Origin of the sequence: Streptomyces sp. R-07, from assembly GCF_049913175.1 — a bacterium.
Taxonomy (GTDB): Bacteria; Actinomycetota; Actinomycetes; order Streptomycetales; family Streptomycetaceae; genus Streptomyces.
Map to the genome: position 1 here is coordinate 287,578 of NZ_CP183978.1, position 20,497 is coordinate 308,074.

A 20,497-nucleotide genomic window follows, 5' to 3' on the forward strand; every position below is an offset into this window, starting at 1 on the left:
CCTGCCCGTCTCTCCAGGGTAGACGGGCCGCCGGGGTCGACGGATCGGCACGTTCAGCGGGGCCGCTCCTGCCCGGAGGCCTCCCGCTGCTCGCCCTCCCGGCTCAGGTGCCAGGTGCTCCGCGGCAAGGAGGCCCCGAAGTTCTTCCGGAAGCTGCCCAGTCGGGTGCCGGAGGCGCCGGCCACGTCGTACGTCGCGCCGAGGTCGATCACCTGAAGGGCCTCGAAGGTGAAGCAGCCGGCGGCCTCAGGCGCCGAGGAAGGCCTCGATGGCCTCGGCGAGGGCCTGCGGGGTCTCCTCGGGGGCGTAGTGGCCGGCGTCCTTGAGCACTTCGAGGCGCGCGTTGGGGTACCAGCGCAGCCAGGTGGCCTCCATCGCCTCGGTGCCGAGCGCGGGGTCGTGGGCGCCGACGACCAGCAGGACGGGGGTGGGGTTGTCGCGGACGCGCTCGTGGAAGTCGGTGCGGGACCAGGAGTCCAGGTAGGCGCGGAAGGCCGTCGCGGAGGAGCGGGTGAGGGACCGGTCGACGAGTGCGCTCAGCCAGGCGTCGTCGTAGCGGCCGCCGGTGGTGTTGTCGATGATCGCGCGCCGGTTGGCCGGTTCGTCGGCGGCGCCGGCGAAGAGCTCCCAGGTGTCCCCGTCGAGCGGGAAACCGGCGGCGGAGACCGGTGAGACGCCGATGATCGAGCGGATCCGGCCGGGGGCGTCGAGCAGCATCAGCTGGGCCGCCTTGCCGCCCATCGAGTGGCCGATGACGGAGAAGGAGTCCCAGCCGAGGTCGTCGGCGACCGCGAGGGCGTCGGCCGCGACCTCCTCCATCGTGTAGGCGCCCGCGTGTCCGAGGGCCTCGCCGTAGCCCCGGCAGTCGAGGAAGGCGTACGTGCCGACGGCTTCGTCCAGGTGGGCGCGCAGCGGAGCGAAGCTGGTGCGGTCGCCGAACCAGTTGTGGAGCACGAGGGCCCTCCCGGGGCCCTCGCCGTGAACGTCGTACGGAAGAACCTGGCCCGTCATCGTGCCCCCTGCTCGCGAGTCGTGCCGCCGCGCGCCGAAGGCGGCGGTCGACGACCGAGTGTGACGGCCCGGACGCGTGGGGTCAACAGCGCCGCCCGGGGCGCGCGGGAGCGTGTCGGTACGGGATCCGCGGCCCACCAGGGTCCGGACACCAGGCGGGAGGGCAGGTCCGGGATGCGGGTGCTTTCGTGTCGGGGGCATGCTGGCTGTGTGACCTCGCACGGCGCGTCCGGCCCCGGCCCGGCGGGCGGCAGGCGTCCGGCCGGAACGGGAGCCGGCGACGGGCCGGCTTCCGGCGCACTGACCTGGGCACTCGCGGAGTCGGCGCTCGCCGCGGTGGAGGAGGTCGGCGGGTACGCGGGCGGGGTGTACCTGCGTTCCGGAACTCCCGGTCTGCTGCGGCTCGCGGTTCTGGTGGGGCTGCCGGGGTCGTTGTTCCGTCCGTGGTGGCGCATGCACGCGAACCGGCCCTTCCCCGTCGCCGAGGTGCACCGCTCGGGGCAGTCCGTCCACCTCGCCGACGTCGAGGAGGCCATGCGGCGGTTCCCCCAGCTGGTGGCGAGCCTGCCGTTCCCGTTCGCCTCGCTGTACGCGCCGGTGGTCGCCGGCCGTGAGCGCTTCGGCGTGCTCGTGGCGCTGCGGGCGCCGACCCCGGGCGTGCCGGTGGACGCGCGGGACCGGAGCCGGATGACGCGGGGCGCGCTCCGCCTCGGCGAGACCCTGGCCGACCTGGCCCGGCAGGGGACGGAGGTCGAGTGGCCCGGCGACCCGGTGTGTGTGCAGCTGTCCACGGGTTCGGGGCCGCCGGTCCGGTTCGGTTCCTTCGACTGGGACCTGGACACGGGCACGGTCACGCTGGACGACGGACTCCTCGCCATCCTCGGGGCGGGAGTCGCCTCGCCCTGCTCGATCGAGGTGCTGACGTCCCTCCTCGATCCCGAGGACGGCTACGCGCTGTGGGCGGCGGCCCGGCAGGCGACCGGGGCGGACGGACGGCCGTCGGTCCGCAGGCTCCGCCTGAAGGGCCCGGACGGCGGCCTGCACCTCCTCGAGGTGTCCGCGCGGGCCCGGCGGACCGCGCCGGGGACGGGGCCCCCGGGTGGCGGGCGGCTCGAAGGCACGCTGGTGGACCTCGGTACGGGGCTGGTCGGCTCGGACGCCACGGACCGGCTGCCGCGGGCGATCCTGGCGATCGACCGGCTCGGCCGTGTCACGTACGTCAACGAGCGCACGGAGCGCCTGCTCGGCCGGCCGCGCGGGGCCCTGGCGGGGCGGCCGCTGTGGGAGGCGCTCCCCTGGTTCGGGCACCCGTTCCACGAGGAGCAGCTGCGCGCCGCCCTCCTCTCCGGCGAACCGGTGCGCTTCCTGGCCCGACCGGAGCGGGGCCGCTGGCTGTCAGTCTCGCTGCACCCCGGCCGGGACGGCGTGACCATGGTGCTGGTCCCGGAGGAGGATCCGGCACAGCTCGCGCCGGACGCCGCGCACACCCGTCGGACGGACGACGTCCTGTCCGCGCCCGGCGACCGGGCGGCGGCGCTCTACCGGCCGGTGGCCCTGGCGATCGCGCTCTCCGAGGCGGTGACGGCGCGCCAGGTCTCGGCGGTGGTGACGGAGGAGCTGCTGCCGGCGTTCGGTGGCCGGCAGCTGGCGATCTACCTGCTGAGCGACCGGCGTCTCTACCTCGCCTGGGAGACGGGCTTCCCGCCCGGATTCCTCGAGCCCTTCGACGGAGTGGCCCTGGACGCCCGGGTGCCGGGCGTGGAGACCCTGACGACCGGCAGGCCGCTCTTCTTCGAGTCCATGGAGCAGATGGGGCGGAGGTATCCGGACCTCCCGTTGGACACGAACTCGGGTGCGCGGGCCTTCCTTCCGCTGATCGCCTCGGGTCGCCCCGTGGGCTCGTGCATCCTCGGCTTCGACACTCCGCGGGGCTTCAGTCCGGAGGAGCGGACCGTCCTCACGGCGCTCGCGGGGCTGATCGCCCAGGCCCTGGAGCGGGCGCAGCGGTACGACACGGAGTCGGCGGTCGCGCGGGGGCTGCAGGACGCGCTGCTCCCGCACCGGCTGCCGGTGCGGGACGGCGTGGACACGGTGGGCCGCTATCTGCCGGGCACGCTGGGCATGGACGTGGGCGGCGACTGGTACGACGTGATCGAGACGGACCGCGGGCGGCTCGCGCTGGTGATCGGCGACGTGCAGGGGCACGGTGTGGCGGCCGCGGCGACCATGGGGCAGCTGCGCAGCGCCGTCCGGGCGTTCGCCCTGGGGGGCCATCGGCCGCAGGACGTGATGCGGGGCACCAACCGGCTCCTGATCGATCTGGACCCGGGGCAGTTCGCGAGCTGCTGCTACGTGCTGCTCGACCCGGAGACGGGTGACGCGCGTGCGGTGCGGGCGGGGCATCCGCAGCCGCTGCTGCGCCGACCGGACGGGACGACGCAGCAGGTGGAGCTGGCGGGCGGAATGGTCCTGGGGGTCGACGACCGGGCCTCGTACCCGGTGACGCGGCTGCGGCTGGCGCCCGGGGCCGCCCTCGCGCTCTTCACGGACGGTCTGATCGAGCGGCCGGGCCGCGACATCGACGAGGGGATCGAGCGGCTGCGCCGTGCCTTCGCCGCGACGGGTTCGCTCGCGCTCGCGGAGACGGCCGACCGACTGATCCGGGAGGCCCGGCAGGCCACCTCCAGGCCGGACGACATCGCGCTGCTCCTTGCGGCGCGCTGGGCGTAGGGCGGCTGGACCTCGGCGTCGGACAGGACGAGGAGCACCGGGGGTCCCGTCACCCGGTCGGGCCCGTGGCGCTGGTCGGAGGCCGTGGGCGCGGGGAGGCTGGGGGTGCCGTGCCGATCAGGCCGGACGAGCCAGGGCGGCAGCCCGAGGAGGACACGTGCAGCAGGACAAGCAGCCCGAGTACGGCCCCGTGGTGTTCCGTGACCGCTCGGCGGGGTACGCGTTTCTGACCAGGTCCACGGCGACCAGCGACCGGACCATCGAGTGGGACGACGGTGAGACGTACCCCGTGATCGACGTCGAGATCTCCTCCGAGAGCCACCCGTTCTACACGGGGACGGCGCGGACGGTGGACTCCGAGGGCCGGATCGCCAAGTTCCAGCGCCGCTTCGGCGACGAGGAGTGAAGCTCCCGGGCACCTGAGAATCCTTCCGTGAAACTGGCCAGGAGATGGCCAGTTCGCCTTCCAGGATGAGGTCACGAAGACGGCGGGGCGCTCGCGCTCCGCCAAGGACTCCCTGGAGGGGAACAGCTGTGATCGTGGTGACCGGAGCGACCGGTAATGTCGGACGACCGCTGGTGGAGATGCTGGCCGCGGCCGGCGAGGAGGTCACGGCGGTGAGCCGCCGTCCGGCCGGGGGCCTCCCCGCCGGAGTGACGCACCGCCAGGGCGACCTGGCCGATCTCGACGGCCTCAAGGGGCTGTTCGAGGGTGCCGAGGCGGTGTATCTGCTCGTCGCCGGGCTCGGGGACGAGCTGCGTCCGCGCGAGATCGTGGCGGCGGCGGTGGCCGGTGGGGTGCGGCGGATCGTTTTCCAGTCCTCGCAACTGGTGGGGACGCGGACCGACTCGGTGTCGCACGACATCCTGCGCGCCTTCGAGGCGGCCGTACGGGAGTCCGGCGTCGAGTGGACGGTGCTGCGGCCCGGCGGCTTCGCGTCCAACGCCTTCCTCTGGGCCGAGCAGGTGCGGTCCGCCCGTACCGTCGCGGCCCCGTTCGCCGACGTGGCGCTGCCCGTCGTGGACCCGGCGGACATCGCCGGGGTCGCGGCCGCCGCGCTGCGCGACCCGGCGCACGCCGGACGGACGTACGTACTGACCGGCCCGGTCGCGGTCTCGCCGCGCGAGCAGGTGCGGGCGCTCGCCGAGGCGCTGGACGCTCCGGTGGAGTTCGTGCCGCAGAGCGCGGGCGAGGCCCGGTCGCAGCTGCTGCGGTTCCTGCCGGAGGACGCCGTCGACGGGATGCTGTCGGTGATGGGCGACCCCCGCGCGGACGAGCAGCGGGTGAGCCCCGACGTGGAGCGGGTCCTCGGTCGGGCGCCGCGGCCCTTCTCGGTGTGGGCGGAGCGAAACGCGCCCGCCTTCGCCTGAGGACGCCTGAAGACGCCCGAGTACGCCTGAGAGGAACCGGAAGTCAGGAGACACGGCGAAGGCGGGGACGCGCGTCCGATGGAACGCGCTCCCCGCCTCGACCGGGTGGGCGAGCGAGGGCGCGGGGCCCTCCGCTCAGGTCGGGAAGGCGATCAGGCCTTCACGATGCCGGACTCGGCGATCTCGATCTTGGCCTTGGTGGCGCCGGACTGGGAGCCCAGGCCCTCGATCTTCTTGACCAGGTCCTGGCCCTCGACGACCTCGCCGAAGACGACGTGCTTGCCGTCGAGCCAGTCGGTGACGATCGTGGTGATGAAGAACTGCGAGCCGTTGGTGTTCTTGCCCGCGTTCGCCATCGACAGCAGGTACGGCCGGTCGTGCTTCAGCGTGAAGTTCTCGTCCGCGAACTTCTCGCCGTAGATGCTCTTGCCGCCGGTGCCGTTGCCGCGGGTGAAGTCACCGCCCTGGAGCATGAACTGCGGGATGACGCGGTGGAACGGGGAACCGGCGTAGCCGAAGCCGTGCTCGCCGGTGCAGAGCTCGCGGAAGTTCTTGGCCGTCTTCGGGACGACGTCGTCGAACAGCTTGAAGGTGATGCGGCCCGCGGACTCGCCGTTGATGTTGATCTCGAAGTAAACGTTGTCGCTCATGGGGACATCCTGTCATTACTCGCGCACGGCGCGCGCACGGGCCACCTCCTACCGGGTCACGGCGTGCCGGTGCCCCGCGCTCCGTCGGGAACGCGGGGCACCCGTCGCCACCTGCGACGCGGGGTCAGAGCAGCCCGCCGCCGCCCTGCTGGTTCTGGAGGGCACCCTCGGCGCCCTGGACGGTCTCGTGGAGGGCGTTCGCGGCCTGGTCCTCCTGGAGGAGGCCGGTGGCGCCGCCCAGCGGGTTCTCGGCGGCGCTGGCCTGCGGCGGCGGCGTGATGAGGGCGGTGACGACGCCTGCGGCGAGGGAGGCGATGGCGAGCATGCTGCGCTTCTTCATGCCCTGGTCAACTGCTGAGAGGCCATCGGGTTACGGCCGGACGGGCTCGGATCCTCCCACGGCCGGCCGCCGTCCACGGATCCAGCCGAGCAGCAGCAGCGAGGCGACCGCCGCGAGGGCGCACCAGGTGGAGACGAACTCGGTGCGCCACAGGAGGACGCAGAAGGCCGCTCCCAGGCCGGTGAGGACTCCGAGGAGCCGCAGGAGCCGGTCGCGGGCGAGGAGCAGGGCGCCGACGGTGGCGAGCAGGTATCCGATGAGGACGAGCGGCGCGTACGGCAGGTCGACGGCGTAACCGAGGGTGTGGCCGCGGATCTCGGCCGAGACGGGGCGGGTGGCGATCCGGTACGCGAGGACCGGGGCGGTCGCGAGGCCGGCGGCGAGCGGCACGAGCAGGCGCGGCCGGTCGGCGCGGTGGGCGGCGGTCAGGACGCCGAGGGACACCCAGAGGGGCAGCAGCGGGAGGGCGATCACGGCCCAGGCGAGGGTGGCGGGCCCGGTGCCGCCGCCGGCGTGCCAGACGGCGGCCTCCACGATCTGGTGCGCACCGAGCAGCAAGGGCAGGGCGGCGAGCGGCGCGTCCCCGGGGCGGCGTACGGAGACGACGGAGGCCACGCCGACGGCGCCGATACCGAGGCCCGCCCAGAGGTCGGCGCTCACACTCCAGCACATAACGAACTTTTACCCTATATCCACCAGAACGGGTGGAACCATACGATTGTGGTGGTTGTCTCTGTCAGTGACACCACTGTCCCCGGAGCAGGAGAAATTGGGGGACGTCATGCATCACCGTCACAGCCTCGCGGCCGTCGCCGCGGGAATCCTCCTCACCGCCGGAATCGGCGCCACGGTCCCGGCAGGCGCCGCCAACGCCCCGACGCTGAACGGCTCGACCCCGGCCACGGCGCTGGTCGTCAACGCCCGCTGGGGTGGGCACGCCACCTTCGACCGGCTCGTGATCGACGTGAAGGGCGCCATGCCCCCGGTCACCGTCCATCAGGTCCGCTCGCTGCGCTACGACGGATCGGGGAACAGGGTCCCGCTGGCGGGGAAGCACTTCCTGGAGATCAAGCTCTCCCCCGCCGCCGCCCACGACGACGCCGGCCGGTCCGTGTATCACGGCCCCCGGCTGCTGAAGATCTACCTGCCCGCGCTCAAGGGGGTCGCCCTGACCGGCGACTTCGAGGGCGTTGTCACCATCGGAGCCGCCTTCGACAAGAAGCCCGAGTACAAGACCTTCCGGCTGCACTCGCCGGAGCGCTTCGTCGTCGACATCGCCCACCCGATGGTGGGCTGCCGGGCCTGAACCGGGTGGGGCCCGTCCTGGTGGACGGGCCCCACACTCACGCTCCGCCGGGGCCGGTCTCCACGTACACGGTCGACCCGGTCCTTCGCGCCCGGTCGATCTCGGCGAGGCGGGCGAACTCGCGCGGGTTCATCTCGCGCTCCCACTCGTCCAGGGTCCGCAGGCGGTACTCGCTGTGCTCCTCCGGATCGAGGACGACGGCGGCGATCTGCTCGTCCGTCAGCTCTCCCCCGTCGAAGATGAACCCGATGTGGTTGGCCGGCCAGTCCTCGCCCCGGTGCGTGACGAAGTGGGCGGCGAGGAGGCGCGGCTCGCCGGTGAAGACGAGCCCGGTCTCCTCGTGGCATTCGCGCACCGCCGTCTCCCAGGGGGTCTCCCCCGGGTCCATGTTGCCCCCGGGCCACTGCCACGGCTCGGTGTGATAGGCGGCCCTGAGCTGGAAGGGGCGGCCTGCGGTGTCGGTGAAGTAGAGGCAGGCGTACGCCGTCGCTCTCGGCAGCGTGTCGACGTACTCGGCGGGCGGCAGCCAGGTGTTCGCCATGGGCGGCTCTCTCTCGACGGACCGGATGGGTCGCCTCCATCCAAGCGGGCCCGGGCGGCCCGGCCGGCGCCTCGCGAGTGGATCACCGGATCGTGTGAGCACCGCCGGAGCCGTCAGGCGGCGGAGACCAGACCCGCCTCGTACGCGATGATCACGAGCTGCACGCGGTCGCGGGCGTCCAGCTTGGCGAGCAGCCGGGTGAGATAGGTCTTCGCGGTGGCGATGCTGATGTGGAGTTCGGCGGCGATCTCGGTGTTGGAGAGGCCGCGCCCGACGAGGGTGAGGACCTCGCGCTCGCGGTCGGTGATCCCGTCGGCGCGGCGGCGCGGTGCGGCGGGCTCGGTCCTGGGGCGGTCGGTGAACTCCTTGATGAGGCGCCGGGTGACGCTGGGTGCGATGAGGGCGTCGCCGGAGGCGACGACGCGGACGGCGGCGAGGATGTCGTCCAGGGCCATGTCCTTGACGAGGAATCCGGACGCGCCCGCGTGGAGCGCCGCGTACACGTGGTCGTCGTCGTCGAACGTGGTGAGGACGACGACCCGTGCGCCCGAGGCGCCCTGGGTGATGATCCGGGTGGCCTCGATGCCGTCCGTGCCGGGCATCCGCAGGTCCATGACGACGACGTCGGCGCCGGTCTCCTCGACGAGACGGACGGCCTCGGCGCCGTTCGCGGCCTCGCCGACCACGACGAGGTCCGTGGTGTCGGTGATGACCATCTGGAGCGCGGTGCGCACCAGGGGCTGGTCGTCGGCGAGGACGACGCGGACCGGCTGCTGGGCGGTGGTCTGACTCATCGGGTGGTGGCTCCTGTGGGCAGGGGAAGGCGGGCGCTGACGCGGAAGCCGCCGCCGGGGCGGGGTCCCGCGGTGAACTCTCCGTGCAGCACGGCGACGCGCTCCCGCATCCCGGTCAGCCCGTATCCGGATCCCGGGCCGGGGCTCACGCGCGCGTGGCCGGGGACGGGGCCGCGGTCCTCGACGGCGACGGCGAGGACCTCGGGGTCGCGGTGGTCGACGGTCACCGTGCAGGAGTCGGCGCCCGAGTGCCGTACGACGTTGGTGACGGACTCCTGGACGATCCGGAAGGCGGAGAGGTCGATGTCCGGAGGCAGCGGGCACGGGGCTCCGACCCTGCGGACGGCGACCCGGACGCCGGCGTTCCCGGTGAGTTCGGCGAGCCGGTCGAGGGCGGCGAGGCCGGGCATCTCGGGGAGTCCCCGGACTTCGGCGGAGGTCTCGGTGCGGCCGGTGGCGGCCGCGGTGCGGCCGATGTCCGCCGTCGTACGGCCGGTGGTGGTCGGGGCCTCCTCGGGCGGTTCCTCCGCCTCGGCTTCCGGATCCGCCGTACGCAGGGCGCCGACCATCCGGCGCAGGCCGGCGAGGGTCTCGCGGCTCGCCGTCTCGATCTCGGCGAGGGCCTGGCGGGCTGCCTCGGGCTGGGTGGCGATGACGCGCCGGGCGGCGCCGGCCTGGAGGGCGACGATGCCGATGCTGTGGGCGACCGTGTCGTGCATCTCGCGGGCTATCCGGAGGCGTTCGGTGGTGACGGCCTGCTCGGCGACCCGGACGCGGGTCTGTTCGGCGTGCGCCTTGGTCTGCCGCTCGGAGCGGCCGAGCAGCCAGGCGACGACGGCGGTGAGGGCCACGGCCAGTTCGACGGCGGTGCTGATGTTCCAGCCGGCGAGGAGGCGGACCGCCAGGTAGCCGGCGAGTACGCCGAGGGACCGCCTGAGAGCGCGGTTCGCCTCGCGGGGCGGCCCGGTGGCGGCGATGACGTACAGGGCGACATCGACCGAGAGGTACTGGGCGAAGGGGATGGCCATGACGCCGAGCGGGGTGCAGGCGACGATCGCGGCGGCGAGGAGGTACACGAGGGCGGCCGTCGGGCGGCGGGTCAGGAGCGCGCTGCCGCGCAGCGCGAGACCGGTGGCGACGACCAGCATGACGATGCCGTCCCAGCGGAGGAAGACCACACCGGGGAACACCTCCGCGCTCTCCTGACCGGGCAGCCGCGTGCGCTGGAGAGCGGTGAAGAGCATGCCCGCGAGCCAGGCGAGCGCGGCCCACCCGCCGGGTGTGACCCTTCTGAGGAACGGTGCTGACGGGGTGGCGGACATGCGGTGATCGTAAACGGCGGCCCCTGCGACGGGCATCGGACCGAGGGTGTACGACCTGGGGTGACAGGGCCCGCCGTCGATTGTCCGTGCTGGTCCGATGCCCGGAGCGGGGCCCGCACGGCACGGTGGTGCCCATGATCGAAGTCAGTGAACTCACCAAACGCTACGGCGCCACGACCGCCGTCGACGCGCTCACCTTCACCGTCCGGCCGGGCCGGGTCACCGGATTCCTCGGCCCCAACGGCTCGGGCAAGAGCACCACCTTGCGGATGGTCCTCGGACTGCACACACCGACGAGCGGGTCGGTGACGGTCGACGGCCGTCCCTTCGCGGACCGGCCGCGCGGACTGCGGCACGTCGGCGCGCTCCTCGACGCCGGGGACGTGCACGGCGGCCGGACCGCCCGGGCGCATCTGGCGGTCCTGGCGCGCAGCAACCGCATCCCGCTGTCCCGGGTCGACGAGGTCCTGGAGGAGGTCGGTCTGGCGGGGGCGGCGAGGCGCCGCATCGGCGGGTACTCGCTGGGCATGCGGCAGCGGCTCGGCATCGCCGGCGCCCTGCTCGGCGACCCGCCGGTGCTGCTGTTCGACGAGCCGCTGAACGGCCTCGACCCGGAGGGCGTGAAGTGGGTGCGGGGCCTGTTCCGGCGGCTCGCGGCGGAGGGCCGCACGGTGTTCGTGTCGAGTCATCTGATGACGGAGATGGAGCACACGGCGGACGAGCTGGTGGTCATCGGCCGGGGCGCGCTGATCGCGGCGGAGAGCCTGGCCGATTTCGCCGCGCGGGGCAGACGCCTGAGCGTGACGGTCGGCACGCCGGACCTGGCGGGCCTCACGGCGCTGCTGCTCCGGGAAGGGGCGGAGGTCGAGACCGAGGCCGGTCTGCTGACGGTGACCGGGCTCTCGGCGGCCCGCATCGGCGAGCTCGCCCTGGAGCACCGGGTCCTGCTGGACCAGCTGACCACCCGTACGGCCTCCCTGGAGGAGGCGTTCATGGAACTGACCGCCGACAGCGTCGAGTACCTGGCAGGAGACGCCCGATGACGACCCTCGATCTTCCCGTGGCCACCGTGGTGGAGCCCCGTGCCCGGTTCCGTGACCTGGTGGGGTCGGAGTGGCTGAAGCTGTGGTCGCTGCGCTCGACCGGCTGGTCGCTGCTGCTCGGCGCGCTCGCCGTGGTCGCCTTCAACCTCGGCACCGCGTGGGACCACTACCGCTACTGGCTCCAGTACGACGCGGCGAGCCGGGCCGAGTTCGCGGCGAACGACATGGCGCTGTGGGACGCCTTCACGTACAACTCGGCGCTGATCCTGATCCTCGCCTCCGGCGCCATGGGGGCGGTCGCCGTGGTCAACGAGTACGGCAGCGGGCTGATCCGTACGACGTTCACGGCGGTGCCGGCCCGGGGCGCGCTCATGGCCGCGAAGGTGCTCGTCGTCACCGTGGTGCAGACCCTCTTCGGGGCGGTCGTCGCGGGCGCTTCGTTCTGGTCGACGCAGGCGGTGCTGTCGGCCCGGGGCTTGGGGCTTCCGATCACCCACCCGGGAGCGATGCAGATCGTCGTGTCCTCGGCCCTCCTCGCCCCGGTGTGCGCGGTGACCGGGATGGCGCTCGGCGCGCTGCTGCGGAAGAGCGCGACCTCGATCGTCGGCGCGGTGGTCGTGCTCCTGCTGCTGCCCGCGGTGCTCACGGACCGGCGTCGTCTGACGGCGGTGCTCGCCCACGCGACACCGCTGCACGCCTGGCAGCGGCTCGGGGACGCGGGACCGCCCGTCGGACAGCTGTTCCCCTGGTCGACGGGCGGCGCGTGGCTCGTGTACGCGCTGTGGGTGCTGGGCGGGGCGGCGGTGACGGTGCTCGCGGTGCGGCGCCGGGACCAGTAGGGGTCACAGGGGGCGCCGCAGCCGGCGGCGGACGAGGTGTTCGTGGACGAGGCGCCCGACGAGGGCGCCTCCGTACACGACGAAGCCGACGCCGACGAGCCAGGACTGGAGGACGAGGACGGTGCCGAACTGGCCGTACGTCACGGCGTTCGAGGCGATCAGCGGGGAGAAGACGAGCTGCGAGAAGATCCGCAGTCCGAAGAGGCCGAGCGCGGTGAGCACGGCGCCGGGGGCGAGGGCGCGCCAGCGGATGCGGCCGCAGAGCAGGAAGCGCTGGGACCACCAGAAGAAGAGGAAGGCCCCGAGGACGTCGCCGAGGGCGACGAGGGTGGTGACGCCCGCCGGAGCGTTCTCGGGTGTGGGGAAGGCGACGAAGAGGAGGAGGGACGCGACGAGGACGGCGAGCCAGACGACGTGCCGCCACATGGTGTGCCAGCGGGCGGTGGGGAGGTCCCAGACCCGCTCGTACCCGGTCTGTACGGCGGATCCGAAGGTGACACCGAAGGCGGCGAGGGCCGCGAGGCCGAAGGCCGTGGTGCGTTGCAGGGCCTGTCCCGGCTGGCCGAAGAGCTGTTCGACCTCCTCCTGGGAGACGTCGGTGACGCCGAGGCCCTGCACCAGCCAGCGGGCGAAGCCCTGGCCGCTGGCGAGGTCGGCCGCGGCGACGACGATGAGCAGGGGGACGAGGGTGAGCAGGCTGAGCGCCGCGAAGCCCATGGCGCGGTGCATGAGTTCCATGGCGCGGCCGCGGCTCCAGGCGAGGCCGACGGAGGAGGTGAGGACGCGCGCGTGGAGTCGTACGAACCAGTGGCCGTGTTCGGCGGGGGCACCGTCGCGCGGCGGACCGGGTGAGGAGGGCATGCCTGGTGAGGTACCCGGCCGGGCGCCGGGACATCTCAAGGGTGCGGCCGAACGGGTGGCGGACGGGTGTGGGGGCCGGCCCGCGGATGCGGGCGCGGGCGGATGCGCGCGGGTCTGGTGGAGCGTCAGCCGGCGTGGCGCGGGCGGGCGGCCGGGCCCGGGCGGACGGTGACGTCGCGGGGCGTGAGGACGGCCAGTTCGTCACCCTCGCACTGGACGACGACGCGGACGGGGGCGCCGCAGTCGGTGTGCCGGATGTCGAGGACGGGGCCCTCGGGTTCGGCGGCGTGGGTGTCGCCCCACTGCTTGAGGGCGAGGAGCACGGGCCAGAGGTCGACGCCCTTGCGGGTGAGGCGGTACTCGTGGCGGGTGCGGGCGCCGGGTTCGCGGTACGGCTCGCTGCGCAGGACTCCGGCCGCGACCAGCTTGCGGAGGCGGTCGGCGAGGACGGCTTCCGAGAGGCCGAGGTGGTGGCGGAACTCGTCGTACCGGCGGACGCCGTTGAAGGCCTCCCGCAGGATGAGCAGGCTCCATTTCTCGCCCACGACGTCCAGGGCACGGCGGACCGGGCAGTTCTCCGTATCCGTCTCCAGCCAGTTCATCCGCCCACTGTAGCCACCTGACTCTGTCGTTGACAGTCAGCGGACACGGAAGCTAGCTTCGCCGTACAAAGTCAGAGGGTCGACGGAATGGAACGGTGATGGGGCGGTCACGCACGGTCGAGTGGGAGGACGCCGGGGCCACCGCGCGCGCCGCGATGTCGATGACGGGCATCGACTTCCTGCGGGAGATGGTGGCGGGCCGGCTGCCCGGGCCGCCGATCGCCGCGCTGCTCGGATTCACCCTGGAGGAGGTCGAGCCGGGGCGCGCGGTGTTCGCGCTCGAACCGGGCGAGGAGCACTACAACCCGATCGGGAGCGTGCACGGCGGGGTCTACGCGACGTTGCTCGACTCGGCCGCGGGCTGCGCGGTGCACAGCACGCTCCCGCAGGGCATGGCGTACACCTCGCTCGACCTGTCGACCCGCTTCCTCCGCCCGGTCACGATGGACACGGGCAAGATCCGGGCCGTCGGCACGGTGCTCTCGCAGGGGCGCCGCACCGCACTCGCGGAGGCGGGCCTGTACGACGCGGAGGACCGGCTCCTCGGTCACGCGACGAGCACCTGCATGCTCTTCCCGGTGACCTCGTAAGGACACGGGGTCCCGACCGGGGTCAGCGGGTGCCGGGGACCGGGCGGGTGCGGGTGCAGCCGTCCGGGGCGACGTCGGGGACGCCGTTGGCCTGGAGGGCGGCGCTCACCAGAGTGGCGAGCAGGTCGATGTCCGAGCCCATGTCCAGACGGACCGTCACCCAGCCCGATCCGGCCCGCAGCCGAACCGCGCTCGACCCGAGGAGGGCCGGGCGCAGCTTCGCGACCATGGCGCGGGTGAGGTGGACGTCCGCCTCGTGTTCGCCGTGGAAGTGGACGATCTCCTGCGTCCCGGTGCCCAGTCCGAGCTCGGCGCCGCAATGGGCGCGGCCGGGGGTCAGCGAGGGCCAGCTCATCAGACGTTCACTGGCATGCCTGGCCGTGTTCATACGAGGAGCGTGCCGGGCGCCGGGGCCACGCACAAGCGTCCTGCCGGAAGAATCCCGTCGAGGGGTGAAACAGGTCGTCGGCGGGGGCGGTGTGACCGTGCGTCACCGCGACGCGTGGGGAGCGTGTGACTCTGTGTCACGATCCCGGGCGGGCGCGGATGCGGGCCGCGAGGACGGCCACGTCGTCCTCCGCGTGGTGCGCGTCGAGGCGACGGAGCACTTCCTCGACGATCTGCTCGGGGCCGGAGCCCGCGGTGAGCCGGAGCGCGGCGAGGCGGGCGAGCGAGACGTCGATGTCCTCCCCGCGCCGTTCGACCAGACCGTCGGTGAAGATCAGCAGGGTCTCGCCCGGGGCGAGCGAGCGGGTGGTGGGTTCGTAGCCCCCGACGCCGGTGCCGAGCGGTGGCCCCACCGGAAGGTCGACGATCTCCGCGGAGCCGTCCGCGCCGAACACGGCGGGCGGCATGTGCCCGGCGTTGGCGAAGGTGGCGGCACCACGGGCCGGGTCGACCCGGACGAGCAGACAGGTGGCGGGGCGGCGGGCCTCGTCCTCGGCGACCACCGAGTCGAGATGCCGCAACACCCGGTGCGGCGGCAGATCGGTCGCGGCGACCTCGCGGAGCACCGTGCGGTAGGCGTTCATGTCCACGGCCGCGTCGAGCCCGTGGCCCATGACGTCGCCGACCACGAGGAGGCTGCGGCCGAAGTGGAGCCGTACGGTCTCGAACCAGTCGCCGCCGACGAGGGCGCGGGGGCCCGCGGGGAGGTAGCCGCCCGCGATCTCCAGGTTGGGGTGCGGCCGGCCGGGTTCGGCGACGAGGGCGCGCTGGAGGTGCAGGGCGGTGTCCTCGGTGGCGGCGAGGCGACGGGCGTGACCGAGGTGCCGGGCGGCGAGCCGGGCCGTGTGCCGGAGGACCGCGACCTCGTCGGCCGAGAAGCCGGGGCCACCGGGGCGCGTGACGATCGCCGTCCCGAGGGGATCCTCGCCGTGGACGGCGAGGGGGACGGCGAGGCTGGGGTCGTGACTGCCGCCGAGGTCCTCGCCGCGACCGGCCGGACCGGGGGCACCGACCCCAGCGCTGTCCGCCGCTCTTGCCGACGCCGCACGGCGGACACCGCCGTCCGCCGCTCCCGCCGACGCCGCGCGCCGGACCGGGCCTCCCGGATCGTCGAGCAGGTCGACCGTGACGGAGGCGTGCAGGTGGCGGGCGAGAAAGGCCGCGAGTTCACGGCAGGTGGTCGTCTCGTCGAGCGTCGTGCCGATCTCGCCGATCGCCTGCTCCAGGGCCCGTGCCCTGGTCAGGAGGGCCTCGTCCCGTTCCGCCACGACACCTCCACCGCCGTGCGGGCCTCCGGGTGGCGTACCCGGTCCCCCCCATTGCACCAGCGCCCGCCGCCTCGCGCGCGGCACGGAGCCCGCGCGGGACGGTTGTGCGGTGGTGCCTGATCTGATCAAGTACAGCTGAGGCTACTGGCCAGTACGAGATTCCGCTTCCCCGGGGGACAGCCATGACGACCGGATTCTTCACCTCCGTCGACGACGTCGCCGAACGGCTCGCCACGACCGGCTACCTGGCGTCGCCGGCCGTCGCCACCACCGTCTTCCTCGCCGACCGGCTGGGCAAGCCCCTGCTCGTCGAGGGCCCTGCCGGCGTCGGCAAGACGGAGCTCGCCAAGGCCGTCACCGAGGTCACGGGGGCGCGCCTGGTCCGGCTGCAGTGCTACGAGGGGGTCGACGAGTCCCGCGCGCTGTACGAGTGGAACCACGCCAAGCAGCTGCTGCGGATCACCGCCGGGCGCGGCGAGTCCTGGGACGAGACGCGCACGGACATCTTCGGCGAGGAGTTCCTGCTCCCCCGGCCGCTGCTCACCGCCATCCGTTCCGAGCAGCCGACGGTGCTCCTCATCGACGAGACCGACAAGGCCGACGTCGAGGTGGAGGGGCTGCTCCTGGAGGTGCTCAGCGACTTCCAGGTGACCGTGCCCGAGCTGGGCACGATCACGGCGACGCGCCGGCCGTTCACCGTGCTCACGTCGAACGCGAGCCGCGAGCTCTCCGAGGCGCTGCGCCGGCGCTGCCTCTTCCTGCACATCGGTTTCCCCGAGGAGGAGCTGGAACGCCGGATCGTCACCCTCAAGGTGCCCGGCCTCGACGCCGCGCTCGCCACGTCCGTCGTGCGGGTCGTGGGGGCGCTGCGGGCGATGGACCTGCGCAAGGTGCCGTCCGTGTCGGAGACGATCGACTGGGCCCGCACGCTCCTCGCGCTCGGTGCGGACCGGCTGGACGAGCGGGTCGTACGCGAGACCCTCGGCGTCCTCCTCAAGCACCAGGACGACATCGTGAAGGCGGCGGCCAAGCTCGACCTGGACGCGGTGTGAGCCCGGCGGGCACGGCGGGCCCGGCGGGCACGGCGGGCACGGCGGGCACGGCGGGCACGGCGGACGCAGCGGGCACGGCGGGCACCGCGGACACGGCGGGCGTGACAGACGCAGCCGGGACCGCTGCGAAGGCCGGGGCCGCGGTGCGGCTCACCGGGCTCGTCGCGGCGCTGCGCGCGCACGGGTTCGGGATCGGCACCGGGGAGACCGTGGACGCGGGCCTCGCGCTCGAAGCGGTCGGCTTCACCGACCGGGAGCGGGTCAGGGAGGCGCTGGCGGCGACGTTGCTGCACGGCGAGGGCCGGCGCACGGTGTTCGACCAGGTCTTCGACCTCTACTTCCCGCTCGGCGGCGCTCCCGGATCGGCCGAGGCGTACGAGAACACCGCCGCGGACCTCGCGGCGCTCCGGGACCGGCTCGCGGAGGCCCTCACCGCCGGTGACGGCGCCGCGCTCGACCGGCTGGCCGCCGAGGCGGTGGGCGGGTTCGGCGGGTTCGGCTCGGGACCGGAGTCGGACGGCTGGTCCTCGTACCAGACGCTCTCCCGGCTGCGCCCCGAGACGCTGCTCGCCCGGGTGCGGGACCGGCTGCGGGCGGCGGCCGGGGACCCCGAGTTCACCGAGCGGCTGCTCGACGACGAGATCCGGCGGCGGATCGAGGCGTTCCGGGAGCGCGTGCGAACCGAGGCCCGGCGGCGCGTGGCCGAGCGGCAGGGCCGTGACCTGGTCGCGCGCCGGGCGGTCGCGGGGACGGCGGACAGCGTGGACTTCCTGCTGGCAGGGCGGGCGCAGCTGGACGAGTTGCGGCGTACCGTACGGCCGCTGGCGCGGAAGCTGGCCACCCGGCTCGCGGCGCGGCGGCGCTGGGCGGCGCGCGGGGAGATCGACCTGCGACGGACGCTCCGCGGGTCGCTGTCGACCGGGGGCGTGCCGGTGCGCCCGGTCCTGCGACGGCGTCGGCCCCGTCGTCCCGAGCTGGTCCTGCTGTGCGACGTGTCGGGTTCGGTGGCCGGTTTCGCGCAGTTCACGATGCTGCTCGTGCAGGCCTTGCACGACCAGTTCAGCCGGGTGCGGGTCTTCGCCTTCGTCAACAGGGTGGACGAGGTGACCGGGCTGATCGCGCGGGGCGCGGCGGACCCGGCGGGGCTCGGCGACCGCATCCTCGCGGAGGCGGAGCTGACCGGCTGGCACGGACAGAGCGACTACGGGACGGCACTCGGGGAGTTCGCCGAGCGGTACGCGGAGGCGATCGGTCCGCGCACGGTGGTCTTCGTCCTCGGCGACGCCCGCACGAACGGCGCCGACCCGAACCTCGCGGCGCTCCGGCTCGTCGCGGCCCGCGCGCGCCGGGTCCACTGGCTCAATCCCGAGCAGCCCTCGCTGTGGGGCACGGGCGATTCGGTGGCCCCCGCCTACGCCGAACTCGTGGAGATGCGCCCGTGCCGCAACGCCCGTCAGCTGGGGGCGTTGATCGGGCGGCTGCTGCCGGTGTGAGAACGGGCCCGGGGAGGCGTCGAGCGGCCTCGCGCTCCCCCGCGTGGCACGATCGGTCCATGGCAGACGCATCGGACGCACCCGAGACGGACCTCCCGCGCGGCATCGGCGCGCCAGCGACCCGCGCGCTCGTCGCGGCCGGGTACACGCGGCTCGCCCAGCTCGCCGACGTACCCGCGTCCGAGCTCGCCGCCCTGCACGGCGTGGGCCCGAAGGCCCTGCGCGTGCTGGGCGAGGCGCTGGCGGAGCAAGGACAGTCACTGGGCTGAGCCCCGCGCCGTACCTGGGCCGACTCCCGCCCGGTTGTACGACAGGCGGGCCCTCGAACTAGCGTGGCCTCCATGGAACTCTTGGGAGAGATCACGGCCGACCGTCCCCTGCTCGTCCTCGCCGTCAAGGAGGAGGCGCAGTTCCTCGACACGGAGCTGCCCGTCCTGCTCACCGGCATGGGCAAGGTGAACGCGGCCACCGCGCTCGCGACCGTCCTCGCCCGGGGCCCTCGGCCGTCCGGGATCGTGAACCTGGGGACCGCCGGGGCGTTGCGGCCGGGCTGGACCGGGACGCACATCGTCGGCACGGTGCTCCAGCACGACCTCGACGGCGGCCTCCTCGCGACGCTGACGGGCGAGACGTACGGCGCGCCGCTGACGCTGCCGGACGGCGGTGACGTGGTCCTGGCCACCGGGGACGCCTTCATCTCGGACGAGGCGGCCCGGGCCCGGCTCGCGGAGCGGGCGCCGCTGGTCGACATGGAGGGGTACGCGCTCGCGACGGCCGCGGAGCTGGCCGGGGTGCCGCTGCGCATCGTGAAGCACGTCAGCGACGAGGCCGGTGACGGTGCCGCGCGCACCTGGCGCGAATCGGTCGCCGAGTGCGCGCGGGCACTGGCCGACTGGGCGGAGGCGAACACCCCGTACCGCGCCTGACCCCCGTCCGGGTGTGTCTCAGCGGTGCTGGAAGTGGACCTCCGGGTTCGCGGGCGTCGGGCCGTCCAGGACCGGGCGCGGGATGCCGCGCAGGTGCTGGTCGAAGAAGGCCGCGACGTAGGTCCGGGTGACGGCGACGGCCCGGTCGGTGGGCAGCTCCGGCTGGGGCAGGCCGAAGTGACGGGTGATCACGGGGCCGTCGGAGAAGGTGAAGTGCTCGGATCCGGCGACCGTGATCCAGCGCTTCCAGCCGTCGAGCGCGGTCCACGTCCGGTCCCAGCTGGTGTCTCGCCCGCCCGGCTGATGCATGTCGTGGGTCCCGAGCATCAGGAACGGGCGGCCCCGCAGGCCCTCCGCCGGGAGGTCCTCCCAGAAGGAGCCGTCCATGTTGATCCCGGCGTCGATGCGCGGGTCGGCCGCCATCGCGGTGGCCGCGCTCGCCCCGCCGATGGAGTGGCCGGCCATGCCGACGCGGCGCGCGTCGATCATGTCGGCGTACGGCCGGACGGACGCGGGTCCGGTGAGCCGGTCCAGGACGTACCGCATGTCGGCGGCGCGGGTCGACGTGACCACACTGCCGTGCACGCCGCCCTCGTCGAGGGCCGTGCAGGCGACGCAGGTGAGGGTGCGGCCGCCGGGGAGGCTGATGCCGTACGACTCGTAGGCGTGGTCGACGGAGGCGACGACGTAGCCGCGTGAGGCGAGGTCCTCGGCGAGATGCGTGAGCGTCCAGCGGGAGACGCTGAAGCCCGGCGAGAGCAGCACCAGGGGGTGCCGGCCGGGCGCGGGCCGGACGTCGGTCCTGCTGTGGGTGCGCGTGCGGGCGAGCACGTCGCCGGAGACGTCGGGCGACAGCTGTTCGGCGAGCAGCCGCGCCTCCTCCCGGGTGGCGTACGGGGCGGGGCGGCCGCCGCCGGGGTGGGCGGCCGGGTAGTGCAGCGTGACCATGAGCGCGCGGCCGTCGGCGGTGGGCACCCAGGGGTCGGTACGGGCGTGGTCGACCAGCGGCAGGACCGCGCTGCCGACGGCGTACGGCCCGGTGGGGGCCGGCAGCGTCGCGGGGCGTGCCGCCTGCGGGGGCGCCACGGAGGAGGCGGTGCCGGCGGTCGCCGTGTGCGGGCCGGCCGCCGCCGTGGCGACACCGGCCGGTAAGGCGAGGGAACAGACGAGAACGGCGGCCGCGGCCGCCCTGGTGAATCGGATCATGCGGGAACGCTAGGCGCCGGCGGCAACCCCGCGCGTCCGTCCACGGGCCCACCTTCGGTCAGCCCAGGGTCTGACACGGGACCCGGCCGAGCTGGGCTGTCGGCC

Annotated in this window: 24 protein-coding genes; 11 read left to right on the forward strand and 13 right to left on the reverse strand. The window is 73.8% G+C overall.

All coding sequences use genetic code 11. From position 1 onward, the window contains the following. Nucleotides 1-53 precede the first annotated feature (53 nt). Nucleotides 54-212 (reverse strand): hypothetical protein, encoded by a 159-nt coding sequence (locus ACN9M0_RS01525; protein ID WP_366042284.1) that lies wholly within the window; start codon nucleotides 210-212, stop codon nucleotides 54-56. A gap of 34 nt (nucleotides 213-246) precedes the next feature. After that, nucleotides 247-1,011, reverse strand: a complete 765-nt coding sequence (locus tag ACN9M0_RS01530; protein ID WP_426402960.1) for an alpha/beta fold hydrolase — start codon at nucleotides 1,009-1,011, stop codon at nucleotides 247-249. A 210-nt stretch (nucleotides 1,012-1,221) separates the two neighbouring features. Here ACN9M0_RS01530 and ACN9M0_RS01535 point away from each other — a divergent pair, with 210 nt between their 5' ends. The 3 genes from ACN9M0_RS01535 to ACN9M0_RS01545 all read left to right on the forward strand — a co-directional run bounded on the left by ACN9M0_RS01535 (nucleotide 1,222) and on the right by ACN9M0_RS01545 (nucleotide 5,112). Continuing rightward, a complete protein-coding gene (locus ACN9M0_RS01535; protein WP_426402961.1) occupies nucleotides 1,222-3,741 on the forward strand; it encodes a SpoIIE family protein phosphatase in 2,520 nt (839 codons plus the stop codon). Nucleotides 3,742-3,898: 157 nt separating this feature from the next. Further along, nucleotides 3,899-4,147: a type B 50S ribosomal protein L31 gene (locus ACN9M0_RS01540; RefSeq protein WP_366042281.1), complete on the forward strand. Its 249-nt coding sequence runs from the start codon at nucleotides 3,899-3,901 to the stop codon at nucleotides 4,145-4,147. A gap of 128 nt (nucleotides 4,148-4,275) precedes the next feature. Beyond that, complete coding sequence (locus ACN9M0_RS01545) at nucleotides 4,276-5,112, forward strand: SDR family oxidoreductase (RefSeq protein WP_426402962.1); 837 nt, start codon at nucleotides 4,276-4,278, stop codon at nucleotides 5,110-5,112. Between the two features lie 152 nt (nucleotides 5,113-5,264). Here the strand turns inward: ACN9M0_RS01545 and ACN9M0_RS01550 are convergent, their stop codons facing one another. From ACN9M0_RS01550 to ACN9M0_RS01560, 3 genes are all read right to left on the reverse strand, one after another. Further along, a complete protein-coding gene (locus ACN9M0_RS01550) occupies nucleotides 5,265-5,762 on the reverse strand; it encodes a peptidylprolyl isomerase (RefSeq protein ID WP_366042279.1) in 498 nt (165 codons plus the stop codon). Nucleotides 5,763-5,886: 124 nt separating this feature from the next. Next, on the reverse strand, nucleotides 5,887-6,102 hold the full coding sequence (locus tag ACN9M0_RS01555) for a hypothetical protein (RefSeq protein ID WP_366042278.1): 216 nt from the start codon (nucleotides 6,100-6,102) through the stop codon (nucleotides 5,887-5,889). A gap of 30 nt (nucleotides 6,103-6,132) precedes the next feature. Further along, nucleotides 6,133-6,774 carry a DUF6629 family protein gene (locus tag ACN9M0_RS01560; RefSeq protein WP_426402963.1) on the reverse strand — a complete coding sequence of 214 codons (642 nt, stop codon included), beginning with the start codon at nucleotides 6,772-6,774 and terminating at the stop codon, nucleotides 6,133-6,135. Between the two features lie 109 nt (nucleotides 6,775-6,883). Here ACN9M0_RS01560 and ACN9M0_RS01565 point away from each other — a divergent pair, with 109 nt between their 5' ends. Then, a complete protein-coding gene (locus ACN9M0_RS01565) occupies nucleotides 6,884-7,408 on the forward strand; it encodes an AMIN-like domain-containing (lipo)protein (RefSeq protein ID WP_426402964.1) in 525 nt (174 codons plus the stop codon). Between the two features lie 37 nt (nucleotides 7,409-7,445). Here ACN9M0_RS01565 and ACN9M0_RS01570 read toward each other — a convergent pair whose 3' ends face one another. The 3 genes from ACN9M0_RS01570 to ACN9M0_RS01580 form a co-directional block, all read right to left on the reverse strand. Then, nucleotides 7,446-7,949 carry an NUDIX domain-containing protein gene (locus ACN9M0_RS01570; RefSeq protein ID WP_366042275.1) on the reverse strand — a complete coding sequence of 168 codons (504 nt, stop codon included), beginning with the start codon at nucleotides 7,947-7,949 and terminating at the stop codon, nucleotides 7,446-7,448. A gap of 113 nt (nucleotides 7,950-8,062) precedes the next feature. After that, complete coding sequence (locus tag ACN9M0_RS01575) at nucleotides 8,063-8,743, reverse strand: response regulator transcription factor (RefSeq protein WP_366042274.1); 681 nt, start codon at nucleotides 8,741-8,743, stop codon at nucleotides 8,063-8,065. Then, nucleotides 8,740-10,065 carry a sensor histidine kinase gene (locus tag ACN9M0_RS01580; protein WP_426402965.1) on the reverse strand — a complete coding sequence of 442 codons (1,326 nt, stop codon included), beginning with the start codon at nucleotides 10,063-10,065 and terminating at the stop codon, nucleotides 8,740-8,742. Before ACN9M0_RS01580 ends, ACN9M0_RS01575 begins: the two co-directional genes overlap by 4 nt. Nucleotides 10,066-10,199: 134 nt before the next feature. Between ACN9M0_RS01580 and ACN9M0_RS01585 the strand changes: the two genes are divergently transcribed. Together ACN9M0_RS01585 and ACN9M0_RS01590 are read left to right on the forward strand one after the other, a co-directional pair. Then, nucleotides 10,200-11,108, forward strand: coding sequence for an ABC transporter ATP-binding protein (locus tag ACN9M0_RS01585; protein ID WP_366042272.1), 909 nt, complete (start codon nucleotides 10,200-10,202; stop codon nucleotides 11,106-11,108). Then, the gene (locus ACN9M0_RS01590; RefSeq protein ID WP_366042271.1) at nucleotides 11,105-11,947 is read left to right on the forward strand and encodes an ABC transporter permease; all 843 of its coding nucleotides are present in this window, start codon (nucleotides 11,105-11,107) and stop codon (nucleotides 11,945-11,947) included. The genes ACN9M0_RS01585 and ACN9M0_RS01590 overlap by 4 nt, the downstream gene beginning before the upstream one ends. Before the next feature lie 3 nt (nucleotides 11,948-11,950). Here ACN9M0_RS01590 and ACN9M0_RS01595 read toward each other — a convergent pair whose 3' ends face one another. Together ACN9M0_RS01595 and ACN9M0_RS01600 are read right to left on the reverse strand one after the other, a co-directional pair. After that, the gene (locus ACN9M0_RS01595; RefSeq protein ID WP_366042270.1) at nucleotides 11,951-12,808 is read right to left on the reverse strand and encodes a YhjD/YihY/BrkB family envelope integrity protein; all 858 of its coding nucleotides are present in this window, start codon (nucleotides 12,806-12,808) and stop codon (nucleotides 11,951-11,953) included. 125 nt (nucleotides 12,809-12,933) lie between these two features. Further along, on the reverse strand, nucleotides 12,934-13,410 hold the full coding sequence (locus ACN9M0_RS01600; protein ID WP_366042269.1) for a winged helix-turn-helix transcriptional regulator: 477 nt from the start codon (nucleotides 13,408-13,410) through the stop codon (nucleotides 12,934-12,936). 98 nt (nucleotides 13,411-13,508) lie between these two features. On the opposite strand from ACN9M0_RS01600, the gene ACN9M0_RS01605 reads away from it, so the two are divergent. Further along, nucleotides 13,509-14,000 carry a PaaI family thioesterase gene (locus tag ACN9M0_RS01605; protein WP_366042268.1) on the forward strand — a complete coding sequence of 164 codons (492 nt, stop codon included), beginning with the start codon at nucleotides 13,509-13,511 and terminating at the stop codon, nucleotides 13,998-14,000. 22 nt (nucleotides 14,001-14,022) lie between these two features. Here the strand turns inward: ACN9M0_RS01605 and ACN9M0_RS01610 are convergent, their stop codons facing one another. Next, complete coding sequence (locus ACN9M0_RS01610; protein WP_245727810.1) at nucleotides 14,023-14,388, reverse strand: luciferase family protein; 366 nt, start codon at nucleotides 14,386-14,388, stop codon at nucleotides 14,023-14,025. 136 nt (nucleotides 14,389-14,524) lie between these two features. After that, nucleotides 14,525-15,715 (reverse strand): PP2C family protein-serine/threonine phosphatase, encoded by a 1,191-nt coding sequence (locus tag ACN9M0_RS01615; RefSeq protein ID WP_426402966.1) that lies wholly within the window; start codon nucleotides 15,713-15,715, stop codon nucleotides 14,525-14,527. A gap of 182 nt (nucleotides 15,716-15,897) precedes the next feature. On the opposite strand from ACN9M0_RS01615, the gene ACN9M0_RS01620 reads away from it, so the two are divergent. From ACN9M0_RS01620 to ACN9M0_RS01635, 4 genes are all read left to right on the forward strand, one after another. Further along, a complete protein-coding gene (locus tag ACN9M0_RS01620) occupies nucleotides 15,898-16,767 on the forward strand; it encodes an AAA family ATPase (RefSeq protein WP_366042266.1) in 870 nt (289 codons plus the stop codon). Between the two features lie 101 nt (nucleotides 16,768-16,868). Beyond that, nucleotides 16,869-18,260: a VWA domain-containing protein gene (locus tag ACN9M0_RS01625; protein WP_426402967.1), complete on the forward strand. Its 1,392-nt coding sequence runs from the start codon at nucleotides 16,869-16,871 to the stop codon at nucleotides 18,258-18,260. Nucleotides 18,261-18,319: 59 nt separating this feature from the next. Further along, nucleotides 18,320-18,529, forward strand: a complete 210-nt coding sequence (locus ACN9M0_RS01630; RefSeq protein WP_426402968.1) for a DNA-binding protein — start codon at nucleotides 18,320-18,322, stop codon at nucleotides 18,527-18,529. A 72-nt stretch (nucleotides 18,530-18,601) separates the two neighbouring features. After that, nucleotides 18,602-19,186: a nucleosidase gene (locus ACN9M0_RS01635; protein ID WP_366042263.1), complete on the forward strand. Its 585-nt coding sequence runs from the start codon at nucleotides 18,602-18,604 to the stop codon at nucleotides 19,184-19,186. A gap of 18 nt (nucleotides 19,187-19,204) precedes the next feature. On the opposite strand, the gene ACN9M0_RS01640 is transcribed toward ACN9M0_RS01635, so the two are convergent. Continuing rightward, nucleotides 19,205-20,392 (reverse strand): alpha/beta hydrolase, encoded by a 1,188-nt coding sequence (locus tag ACN9M0_RS01640; RefSeq protein ID WP_426402969.1) that lies wholly within the window; start codon nucleotides 20,390-20,392, stop codon nucleotides 19,205-19,207. Between the last annotated feature and the right edge of the window lie 105 nt (nucleotides 20,393-20,497).